General features: G+C 31.7%; 10 protein-coding genes and 1 tRNA gene. 5 read left to right on the forward strand and 6 right to left on the reverse strand.

Annotated features, from left to right (window positions below; all coding sequences use genetic code 11):
• Positions 1–21: 21 nt before the first annotated feature.
• On the reverse strand, positions 22–2,895 hold the full coding sequence (locus ACXLDF_RS12335; protein ID WP_457558840.1) for a beta-galactosidase: 2,874 nt from the start codon (positions 2,893–2,895) through the stop codon (positions 22–24).
• A 384-nt stretch (positions 2,896–3,279) separates the two neighbouring features.
• A complete protein-coding gene (locus ACXLDF_RS12340) occupies positions 3,280–3,801 on the reverse strand; it encodes a hypothetical protein (RefSeq protein ID WP_457558841.1) in 522 nt (173 codons plus the stop codon).
• 278 nt (positions 3,802–4,079) lie between these two features.
• Here ACXLDF_RS12340 and ACXLDF_RS12345 point away from each other — a divergent pair, with 278 nt between their 5' ends.
• Both ACXLDF_RS12345 and ACXLDF_RS12350 read left to right on the forward strand, forming a co-directional pair.
• A complete protein-coding gene (locus tag ACXLDF_RS12345) occupies positions 4,080–6,047 on the forward strand; it encodes an APC family permease (RefSeq protein ID WP_457558842.1) in 1,968 nt (655 codons plus the stop codon).
• Between the two features lie 129 nt (positions 6,048–6,176).
• A tRNA-Leu gene (locus ACXLDF_RS12350) sits at positions 6,177–6,260 on the forward strand.
• A gap of 220 nt (positions 6,261–6,480) precedes the next feature.
• Here ACXLDF_RS12350 and ACXLDF_RS12355 read toward each other — a convergent pair.
• Positions 6,481–6,687: a hypothetical protein gene (locus ACXLDF_RS12355; protein WP_457558843.1), complete on the reverse strand. Its 207-nt coding sequence runs from the start codon at positions 6,685–6,687 to the stop codon at positions 6,481–6,483.
• Between the two features lie 153 nt (positions 6,688–6,840).
• On the opposite strand from ACXLDF_RS12355, the gene ACXLDF_RS12360 reads away from it, so the two are divergent.
• Complete coding sequence (locus tag ACXLDF_RS12360; protein ID WP_457558844.1) at positions 6,841–7,329, forward strand: TFIIB-type zinc ribbon-containing protein; 489 nt, start codon at positions 6,841–6,843, stop codon at positions 7,327–7,329.
• Positions 7,330–7,941: 612 nt separating this feature from the next.
• Here ACXLDF_RS12360 and ACXLDF_RS12365 read toward each other — a convergent pair.
• Positions 7,942–9,024 (reverse strand): patatin-like phospholipase family protein, encoded by a 1,083-nt coding sequence (locus tag ACXLDF_RS12365; protein WP_457558845.1) that lies wholly within the window; start codon positions 9,022–9,024, stop codon positions 7,942–7,944.
• 106 nt (positions 9,025–9,130) lie between these two features.
• Between ACXLDF_RS12365 and ACXLDF_RS12370 the strand changes: the two genes are divergently transcribed.
• Positions 9,131–9,745, forward strand: a complete 615-nt coding sequence (locus tag ACXLDF_RS12370) for a hypothetical protein (RefSeq protein ID WP_457558846.1) — start codon at positions 9,131–9,133, stop codon at positions 9,743–9,745.
• 19 nt (positions 9,746–9,764) lie between these two features.
• On the opposite strand, the gene ACXLDF_RS12375 is transcribed toward ACXLDF_RS12370, so the two are convergent.
• Both ACXLDF_RS12375 and ACXLDF_RS12380 read right to left on the reverse strand, forming a co-directional pair.
• Complete coding sequence (locus ACXLDF_RS12375) at positions 9,765–10,337, reverse strand: hypothetical protein (protein ID WP_457558847.1); 573 nt, start codon at positions 10,335–10,337, stop codon at positions 9,765–9,767.
• A gap of 12 nt (positions 10,338–10,349) precedes the next feature.
• The gene (locus ACXLDF_RS12380; protein ID WP_457558848.1) at positions 10,350–10,826 is read right to left on the reverse strand and encodes a hypothetical protein; all 477 of its coding nucleotides are present in this window, start codon (positions 10,824–10,826) and stop codon (positions 10,350–10,352) included.
• Between the two features lie 193 nt (positions 10,827–11,019).
• Here ACXLDF_RS12380 and ACXLDF_RS12385 point away from each other — a divergent pair, with 193 nt between their 5' ends.
• A complete protein-coding gene (locus ACXLDF_RS12385) occupies positions 11,020–11,769 on the forward strand; it encodes a hypothetical protein (RefSeq protein WP_457558849.1) in 750 nt (249 codons plus the stop codon).
• The last annotated feature ends 143 nt before the right edge of the window (positions 11,770–11,912 follow it).

Here is an 11,912-nt window from a genome sequence, read left to right on the forward strand (position 1 = left end):
GCGTGGCAAAAATCCAATTAATTAATCTGCATTTTTCAATGAGACGCCTAAATCTTTCAATATAAGATGATCCCGAGGACGTATATTTATCATTTTTTCTTTAAATCCCAATAATGATGTAAACCCTTTAAATCGACCATGGGCACTGAAAAATTCCATTTGATTTCGATTACTTAAGAAAATCAAATCAAGAGGATGGCGGGACTTTACAATTTGTCTATTTACTTTTATGAACAAGGGTTGATACTGGTGAGAAATGGGATTAACACCATTATAAATACATGCAGTCAAACGACCTTCTTCAATGCGTAATAGTTGTGCAGTATGTCCAACCAAATGAGTTCGAATTCGACTACTAAAGCCAGATTCGGGGTGAAAAATATGGATTGAGACAGGTAAAGTCCAATGAGTTTGAAGACTAAAAATGAATACATGTTGAATATTTTTAGAGGGATGCTGGAATACGAATACTCGAATTTTATGTCGAAAAATAAAATCCGTTCGCACAGAAATATCCAAATTTCTGTAAAATCCTTTTGATTGAAGAAAACGAAGCAGAAGGTTAATGGTTTTCAAAGAATTTAATTGAAGTTTAGGATTCAAACGGTCTTGACTTAACCATGCCATTAACTCTGGATATGGAATGGCTTCTAAATCTATAACGGGAGTATGTGGTAATTTGAAGTTAATACGAAATAATGCACGAGTTATAAAATCAATAAAATAAAACCAAGCGCTTTTTTTAAGTTCAAAGGGATTTCGAGCATGAAAGAGCAAAATTCCCTTTCTTTTTGGAAAGATGCAAATCTGATGTTTGGCTGATTTCTTTGAAAGACAGCAGCTTTCGACTTCATTTGCCACAAAATCCTTTAACACAGTACATGGTGCAAAATGCTCATCACAATCAGGCAGTTGGCCAAAAAGAAAAACAATACCCCCTCTTTTGATATAAGAAACTAAGTTCTTCTGCACTTCACGACTTAAAAAGAAACTAGATGCAAAAATTAGTATTTTTGGGCGTTTTTTTCCAGATTCATTTCCTTTATCTATCAAATCTGTAAGATGAATGTTTAATGCAGGGGGAATTTTTGCTTCTATATTTTCGTGTTCTAAATTGATAATTTTATAATCCATTCCTAAATGCTGTGCCGCCAAATGAAATTGAGTCCAGACATCTTGACCAAAAACAGGCGGGTGTTTAATATTTAAGTGTCTTCGCTTCCACAATTTCGGATCGTGCCCTCCATAAGCAGCTAACTCAACATACGGCATATATAACCCCAAAGCAAGCATAGTTTCTCTTTTGCTCTGTAAAAATTCACTCCCGTAATAATCCCCAAAATATTTATTGATTCCAGATATCAACTGCAGTTTGTTACCACTAATCCCTGCAGCATCAATTGCTGAATAAGTGGGATATGGCTTTTTATGAGTAGAGTCAATCTTTGATGACCAAGATTTTGTCCCCACAAGAGGTGTTTGTGTATATCCAGTTGTATTTAACGCGCAGGTCAGCAACGTTTGATATAATGAAGTAAACGCATATTCAAATTTTGTCGAAGAATGTTTTCGCAATCCCCAATTAGTTGCTTTGTTAAATCTTTCTGCATATTTCATCATGATTGAGTGTCGAGCAAAACTTGTCTTATGATAGTTTTCTGCTTTACTCCAATTGGTAAAAGTGCAAACGACTCCTGCTTGTTGTTCAATTTTTGCTAAATTTATTCTGGACAACCAAGCATCCAATCCCACCCGTAGATCTATAGGTGACTCCCATTGTATAAGAATAATTGGAAATTCTTTTTTCTTTTCTGGAATTTTTTGTATATTCTTTTCTGGAATTCTTACTTTATTCTTTTCTGGAATTCTTATTTTATTCTTTTCTAGAGTTTTTTCTTTATTCTTTTCTATTTCCTTTTCCTTATTCTTAATTGAGTTTTCTTCACGTAATTCATCGTCAACAGGAAAACCAAGCATTTTTTTCAATAAACGCAGCCACTCAATGTATTGAACTGTATTAAATTGTATCCATTCATTGATTAATAAGAGTTGAGAAGGATGACTAAAATGATTATTACCTGGATATATTATTGGTGGGATAATTTGATTCCAAAAAGAAAAATTTGTGCGGTGTTGCGCATTAAATTGCTCAATTGTTTGATGTTGCTGCCTCAAATAATTCCAAAAAGCATGAATATTTCGTAGATTATAATCTCCCTCTACCCAATATGGTGCTTTTCCTTCTGAGTAATAACCTTGATATCCCAATTGAATAAAGAGGATAGGCCCTGCAGGATAGGCATATGGTTTGAGTATCGATTGATTAATTTGATTAAAAAAATCTTGCACATAATCCAAAAAGACCGGATCATTAGGAGAAGGAAGTGGTTCTCCCTTTAGAGGTTTCCAACGATTCTTCGAACGCTCTTGATGTCCTCGAAGATAAAGATGATTTCGATAACTGTTGATCATTTTATTATATTTTGGGTTGACAAAATCAGGCATTCCGCCATATGTTAAACTCGGATCTGAAAAAGGTCCGACATTCATGCTAACCCATAACCCTATTTTCTTGCAAAGTTCGATAAAATACTTGAAATTACGATTTCCTGCTGTATTTCCTTCGAAATCGAATTTTTGCGATTTAGTTCTAAGATCCCAGTTAACATGATGACGCCATGGAATAGCACATTGGATGGTGTTAATACCGCTATGTTTCAATTTAGCTAAACGATCAAGCCAATTCTTCGGATCGTCGCGATAATATGGATAATCTCCCATGATTACAAACATTGGTTCTCCATTTTTCAGTAATTTTCCGTCGTTAAAATTAAATTTATCACGTAAAATTCCTGATGACAAATCCATTTGACGTCGTTCAGTGTTTAATGTCATCCTTATAAAGTTCAGCATCCGAATCCTTATCAATTTTTTTTAACCAATATTGAAGCAAAAAAAACGATGATGAAATTTGGAGAATAATTAAAATAAAATGAAATCAACTAAAAAAATCAAAACCCAAAAAGCCAAAAATTGTGTTGTACATTTTTATATGCAGATGATGATACATTTAGAGGAAGACCGAAGTTGGAAACAACTAATGAAGATATCTACTCAGGGTATCTGATGCAAGTAGATTTCTTCTTTCAAAACGCACTGTAATCATCTAGAGTAATAATTTATCAATTTTCGCAAATTTTAATCAGTTATTCTCAATTTTTATCAAATATTCCGAATTAATCTTAATTTCTAATCTTATTTCTTTCAATTAATAATTAACTATTCATCATCATCACGAAATCTAGCAGGCGCACATAATTCACTAGCATCGACTGCAATTCTTCCGCAAATTTTACAATCAAATTTCGCTTTACCAACCTTTTCTTTACAAAAATGTCGCCCTTTCTCTATTGTAGTTCCGCAATACTTGCATACAAATGGATACTTAACATCACAGTAATGGCCTGGAGGCTTAACAGGTTGACCACAAACAACACATGAGAGTAAAGTGCTGGATTGGGATTCATGGCTTATTTCTTCCCATTGTTCACGTAATTCTGTTGAAATTGGAACAGGATTACACACATGTGTTTCTTCTACTCCAACAGCGCCACAATTCGCACAGTAGAATTTGATTGCTTTCAATTTTTCTTTGCACATATGACGGTGATTTATATTTTCTTCTCCACAATATTCGCATTTATAATGCTTTACCTCTTCCGCTGGAGTGCAGAAGTGAACGTGTGGTGTCTTTTGTTGACAATGCTTGCAGATATGCTCTTCATCATATAACATAGTCATATTTGATCATCTCGTTTCAGGAGTTTGTTAAAATTAATTTTTCAATGTTATTTATCCTGATAACTATCTATTGACTTTTTCTCATTAAAATATTTAGGATAAATTCTATTAATTATACGAACATATTGATTATACTTAATAAATAATAGAGTGTTAAAAGATCAAAAAAATGAAAGAAAATTTGTTCATTTAATAAAAAGATCATGATTTTTCATGTAACAGAATCTAAAGCTTTTTTTGTATCTACATCCTACTAGAGTTAATTTTGGTGGCACCAAATGGTTCAAGAAATTCCCCCTTCCAAACCTGAAAATGAGACATTACCTAAAAGTTCTCAGACTACGATGAATTCAACTGTAAAACCTGTAAACCGATACGGATTAGGAAAAATGATAAGTCAAGGTATGAGTGGAACTATTGGTGGACCTATTTTCGTAATTCTCGGATATGCGCTTTCTGTAGCTCGAACGGGTTTGCTAATTGCATTGATTCTTAATGGACTATTGATGCTGGGATTTGTAATGATTTTTTCTGAACTTGCACTTTCACTTCCAATTTCAGGTGGAGGATATAGTTTTTCCAAAGAAGCTATTGGTGGAGTCCAGGGATTTCTTATAGGTTGGCTAATTTGGATTGGAAATTTGTTATTCATTGCCATATCTGGGATTGGTTTCGCATTTTCGTTAATAGTTTTTTTACCAGATCGTTGGATCGGTTTACCTCTTGTAAAAATTATCGGTTTTTGTGTTGTAATCATTTTCTTTTTTGTCAATTATAAGTCTAGAAAGTTATCTATGTTTTTATCCCGTGTTTTAACCTTTTCTATCACAGGTGGATTTCTATTTTATATCATCGGGGGTTTAATTTTCGGGTCTCAACTTAATCCTGACTTTTCCTTTGGTGTTTTTAAAGAATCTTTCTCATTTTCTAAAGTTATGACAATGACTGCCTATACATTTGTCATTTACTGCGTCTATGAATGGAATAGCACCTTTGAATCAATGACTGCATCGTTTGATTCCATTAAACGACCCAGAAAAACAATCCCGCGCGCATTCATCTTTTCAATTTTAATTGCAATCGGAATTTACTGGCTTGTTACTTTAGTTACCATGCTAAATATTGGTTCATTTCAGTCTCAAACAGCTGATATTATCCTTTCTTCAGATGTTCCTTTAGCTGATGCATTTGGGATTGTACTTAATCACCAAATCGGCATTTATTTTATGGGCTTTATCGGAATGATTGCCACAATTACATCTATTAATTCTGGATTGCAAATGTCTTCACACGTTTTATATTCAATGGCGCGGGACGGTTTTATGCCACCAGTTTTTAAAAAAGAACGCCACGGAATTCAATGGGTCGCTTTGTTAATTTCTACAATACTAGCATTAGTTGTAGTTTTAACTTTAAATATAGATGTTATTACAGAAATTATTAACTTTATTTTCCTGGTTTCGATGATCTTCATGTCGATTTCATTAATTGTATTACGGAAAACACGACCGAATTTAATTCGCCCTTGGAAAAGTCCATTTTTTCCATATCTTTCCATATTTTCTATTGTTGTCTGCTTCCTTCTTATTTCGACCATGATTACCTCTCCTTTGGGGCTATATGGGATTGTTTTTGGAATTCTTATTGTTGTTTTTGGAGGAATTTATTATCTTTTCCAAATTTCAAGGCGGGATCGCATTTTCCTTATCCTTTATGGCGCAAAAATTGGCATTTCTCTTTTTACACTGCTATTTTTAGAGTTTTTTCAAGTATCCTTCATATGGATTTTACCTGGTGGAAGTTCTACCCAAATCCAACTCTCATTTGTTAGCATTCTGACTTCCGTCTTTTTAATTTTTGGAATCCTTTCTCTCTTTTTTGATTTAGTTCCTACACGACGATTATTTGCTTGGGCAGGCCAACATCGTTCAAATTCTGTAGTTGTCTCTGGAATTGTTCAACTTTCCTCTCGAACTGAAAGACACGCTCACTTCTTTGCCATTTCAATTGCTGTCATTCAATTTGTTTTAAGTACCTTTTTTCTATTACTTGTTCTTTTTTTCAGCATTGGCTCATTATCACTTCAATCTCCTCTTTTTAATGATGAATCAGGCTTTTTATCCACGCTATTTATTACAACTGGAATAGTCATAAGTGTGATTTATACTGTTAACGGTGGTGTAAGAATAATTATCGAGCAAGAATATTTGAACATGATATCAGGCTCAAGCAAGATAGAAAATTGAGATTTTTACTATTCAGCTCAAATATCATATGAAATTCATTTGTTGGGAATTATTTGAAGAAGTTCATCGCTAATACCAAAAGATTTTTTATGCTTCATACTTTAATTTTTATGTCGATGATAATTCTTTGTAGGGGTAGCCAAGCATGGTCCACGGCGCTAGACTGAGGCTCTAGTCCATAGCGGCGCGAGGGTTCAAATCCCTCCTCCTACATATTTCGTTTATTTAAAATTAGAAAATCAGCGAATCTCCTTTTTTGTATGGATAATTAGAATAAATAGCTGAACATTTATGCTTTAGCAATGCAGAATTTTGATTTTATTTGAAATTAAAAAAAAGTATAATCAATTGAAGAATTCAGTCTTTTTTTTGAGATTTTTTGTTTAAAGCGTGAAATCATTCGTAAAAATGATGGAGATCTAGACCTTAATTTTTAATCACCATTAGAATCATATGGAAAATTCAATTTCATATGTAAGCATATTAATCCGCAAGAAAATAAAGGAAAGAGTATAATTAGGTATTGCTCGTAGGATTTAATTAGACGCACCTTTTCCATAACATCGCCTCCCTTTGGCATCCTATTACAATAGGATGTCTTTAATTCATTTGCTTGCAATTTTTCTGAAAGTGATTTCATTACAGAAATCCCCAAAAAAATCCAAACCCAAAAAAAATCCCCAATCCAAAAAAAATCCCAAAGATCTCAAGAAATCTCGAAAAACAAAATTTCAACTTAAAATAATAAAAAAAAAAATATCGTAAAATAATAAAAAATAGAACAGGAAAAAAAATGTATCCCGCAGGAAATAATCGTCGATTGATCAGATATGGCGAAAATGGACATCCAACTTCCATTTTAGGATTAGTATTTCTGATTTTTATAATTTTTAATATTTTGAGAAATGTTAATATTTGGTCAATCTTAACGATAGTTACAATGATTGCTGTCCATTCATATATATATCGTAGAAATCGCTCTTATATTTCAAGATCAAGGTGTTCGTCATATATGGGCTCATCAAATTCTAATTTATCACCATTATATGAAGATGAAAAACTTGAAAAGGATATTGATTTGCATCAAAACGCTTCAAATAATCAAATCAATCAAGATCAATTATCTGAGAATTCGTCAAGATTTAAAAGAAAGAAATCAACCTATGAAAAATCAGGGCATAAAGAATTCTTCTGTGGATTTTGTGGAAATCCTGTGGTAGTCCTTGAAGAATCATCAGGAGAATTTTACTGTCCTTATTGTGGAGAAAAAAATCGCCTATAAATGAGCAGAATCTTCTGATAAAATCTTTACATATAAAGACATCAATCTAAAAAGACAATAAACCAAAAAAACATCAATTTAAAAAGACAGTAATCTAAAAAAATTGTAATCCGATAAGACTATAATCCAAAAAGACATCCATCTAAAAAATACAGTAATTCAAAGGATAATACTATAAAATCGAATCATCATTTTGTAAATAAGGGAATTGTTTCATTACTTACTTGTTCAGTGTATCCTAAAATCTTTTCATCTATATCGATGTTGTCAATTAGAGATGCAATTTTTTAATTACTTGGGTATGAGGTGTATTAGTGATTTTTGTGATTATTTTTAGAGATATTTCTCCTTTTTTATAAAATTCTGCTAATTTTGGCATTATCTTTTCACTCAGAATTGATAGGAATAGTGATATAATAATATAGTAAATTTGTATAATAAATCTATCATATAATTTTCTATGAAAACAAAATTAATTATTGACACAAGCACTTGGATGAAATTCGATGAGTTAAATGAAGAAAAAAATTGAAAAGTTTTAACTAATTGCAAAAAACACTGAAAATACACTGAAAATACATTCAAAATGCACTCAAAAAACTTATTCGCACTTTATTTCCTCTTTCGCTTCAAAAAGCCTCTTTTCTTTTCGTCAAATGACTCCTTTATAATAGTGGATTTTTCATGCCATTTTTCTTTCATATTTTCAGAAATTTCTTCTAAATTTTCCCTTAATCGCGCAATAGCAGGTTTATCTTTATCTGGAATAACCGCTTCAGCTAAGTGCAGTTCTTGTGAATATACATCACATGGATATTCATCAGGTAATGCATCAGAATTCAAACCTCCTTTTTCAAACCACGCTTTGGCTCGTTGGTAAGCAAGATCAATCCATTCTTTCGAATGTGAAAAATCAAACGGATCTAAACGGGTATCATTAGGTGAAGGAAGTATATGTATAGATACTTGAGATCGGTAATGATAATAGTCTGAGATCATTTGACGGGCTAAGATATAAAGAAATGTTCTAGCTAGTACTTGTTCTAAATTTTTTGGATAAAAATCAGGTGTGTTTGGATATCCAATAGGAAAAACGATGATATTCTCGGCACCAAGTTTTATTGCGGTTGAAATTGCACTATTGTTTACTAAACCGCCATCTACAAGCATCATACTATGCATATATTGAGGGGGGTAAACCATAGGAATCGCAATGCTACTCATTAAAGCTTCCAGAGCTATTCCTTTATTAAATACAATTTCTTTTCCCGTTTTCAAATCTGTGGCAACAGCATAAAAAGGTAGGGTTGTTTCTTCTAAGAGTTGGAAAGGTAAGGATCGCTGTATTAATTTACGAATGTTTTTAGGGGATATCAAATATTTTCCAAAAGTTGTTAGGTTTTTAACTGGCGTTATTGGTGAAGGTGTAAAGACATCTGTGAATTTTACTTTATTCCAGACAGATTCTAAATATTCTATTCCCTCTATAGTGGGGTTATATGCAAAGATTGCGCCATTTAGGCTTCCTACAGAAGTTCCAAGAACAAAATCCGCTTTTATTCCGAATTCAATTATCGCTTTTAGCAAACCAACTTCAATTGCACCCAAGCTTGAACCGCCGGAAAATACGAATGCAGTTTTTCCTTTTATATTTGAAGATTGTGAAATTTTTGTTTTTTGTAAAGATTGATTCATGGTTCTTAGTACTGTATGAGAATACTTCTTAAAAGTATGTGGGTATCAATCAAAAATTAAGTTAATTTTAAATACTACAAAAAAAATAATTTAGCAATGATATTACATGAAAAACAGATTCAAATTTGATTTTTACTTTCTTTTCATTATATTATTTTGTGGAATTTTTGTTATTATCACCATTTCACAATTTACTGTTCAATATTCTTTACAGGATGAAAATAATGAGATTGATGATGAAGGTAATGGTTCTAACGATGAAGGACACGAACTTTTTAAAGTTCTTGGCTTGATTGCAATAATTCTATTTGGGATTGTGTTAATTAAACCTCTTTTATTTTTTATAAATAAATTTACCAGAAAATTACCTGAATCTAATGATTTTTATCTAAATTTGAAAAAAAATACAAAAGTTTTATTTCTAAAAACGAGAAAAATTTTACAATATTCGCATTATATTGCAGGAACTATTGCTATAGTGCTATTATATATTCATACAGTTTACTTTTTTGGAGAAAATGTAGTAAGAACTATAAATGGTATAATAACCGCTATAATTTTGACTTTTTATGTGATTACTGGGATGATAAGCAAGTTTAAAAATAAATCATTTTGGAATTCAGAAAAATTTAAGAAATGGTCGATGAAAATTCATCGAAGTTTTCTTTTATATATTTTTATCATCATATTTCACTTGATTCATTTATTTCTCGAAGATTAAATAAAATTTCAATTTATTTTTATAATTTTTGAGATATTGGATAATATTCTACTATGAGATGGGGAGAAAGAAGATTTGCCAATCGCATTCCTTCAATTTCAGTCATCCATGGGCGAATGAGCACTTTTTTTTTCTGGTTTTTCAAGTATATCTCAATTTTCCAATTTGGTACCCGAACACGTATATACAATAAAAGAATTCCTATAAACATAAGAATTGTAGCCAATCCCCACCACAAAAGTTTACGTTTAGGATTATATTGAACGATTATTTTTTCAATTTGATTAAATTGAATGAATGCAGGTTTATGAAATTGTGATTGTAGTTTAACCGTCTTTTTTTGCACATCAAAACGAACTGATTGACCGTATAACATATCTCGGAATTTTACCGGTTCAATACGGTTCAAGATTATAAATTTGGGTTGAGTCGGATTGTATGCATCGCGAGAAATGTTTGAATTATGTGAATCGTTTGGATTGTAAGATTTATTTGAATGATGAATATGCAAATTATCTGAATTGTCTGAGTCGCCTGAATTGTGAGAATTATGCAGATCATTTGAATTAAAGGAGTTATTTGAATTTTGCATTGAATTGATCACTTAAGGAAATAAAATTAATAGTAATAATAAAATTACATCAAATCCAATTTCTAGCACAACAGTCCATTTTTTTGAAGTCAAATCAGGAAGCCATGAAAACCAATTGTTTCGAACTTTATCTATATATGGATGTATGTATGGACCTTTTTTAAAAATGGGGCGCATTATATACCAATCTATGATGTCTGGAAGTGTTGCTGCTAACATAACCCACCAATATTGTGGTAGGTAGAAAATTAGCAAAAGTAAGCTACCAACATAAACAAAGATTATATGATAACTAAGCCAAAATAAGTCTTTCCATTGAGCATTAGGAACATGATAAGTAATTTTCGCAAAACAATCTAATATTAAATGAGAGAAAAGTGCGAGTAAAATGGTGAGATTTATAAGGCTCCAAGTTGGAAAATTCGGTGCTAATAAGATAAAAACTTTATAGATCCAGATGCCAACTAAAAAATGAGTGGTACTTTGCATACGATATTTATTGCCAACACTGGTTAATTTAAAAATTTATTTGAAAGAAAAAATCGTTTTGTATTCAATGAATACTAATGACTACATTTTATCCAAAAATTTAAAAAGAGCATTTTGATCTAGCTCATATTACAGATTTTATTGTTTATATCTATAATTTATTATTAATCCATCACAAAAACTGGTGCTAAATATGGCAAAACAATCTCTTCCTTCTCACACTTCCAGTCATCTTGATTTAAATAAAAAGAGAACAAGATTACGAGATCAGTCTACTTCTTCTTCGACGAGTAATATGGTTTCAGTACGAATGGATCAAGATACCCGAAATCAATTAGATGATATAGGACAACAATTTCATTTAAAACGTAGTGATATTGCTCGCTCTTATCTAAAATTGTGTAAGACTGTAATTGTGAAAACAAATCAAGATCTCCAATTATTTGATGGTACAAAAGTAAGTTTTTTTCCACAGACATTGTTAAAATTTATGTATTCACGACTTAATCCTGAAGATCTAATTATATTGGGAGATCAATTGGCATTATTAGCTTATACAAACTGTCAAATAGAGTCCATTCATGAAACAGAAAAGAAGATAGGTTATCTTGAACAATTAGGATGGATTACAATCAATAGAATTCGTGAAATGGATGCTGAAGGAAAAAGTTGGATCTATTATGCCATTACTGCTCAAAATTCACCCTTAGATTTAATCCATGCTCTTCTCTATCGATTTCTTTTTCGAAAAAAACTACCCCCGGAGTTAACTGCTGGAAATATTAAAGAAAACTTAACAAAAATTACAAAACGATTTAAAAATTCAGATTTGGAGAAATCTCTACCACGATTTAAGAAAGAATTAGGGATTCATAAAGAAAACTTTGATGATTTTGCACCACTTTATAAATTTGATGCACTCAGAGAAGAAGTAAATGATTAAATTAAATCATAATACAAAATTGAGTGTATTTTAAGATCTTAGAATTATAAGTTTTTTCGCTTTTTTGCCAATTCAGCCTCCCACTTCCGCCGCCTATCCCAAAAAGTTTTTTGTCGGTCATTTAAGCCCGGGAGAAGGAGAGG

This window comes from Candidatus Harpocratesius sp. (genome assembly GCF_054039255.1).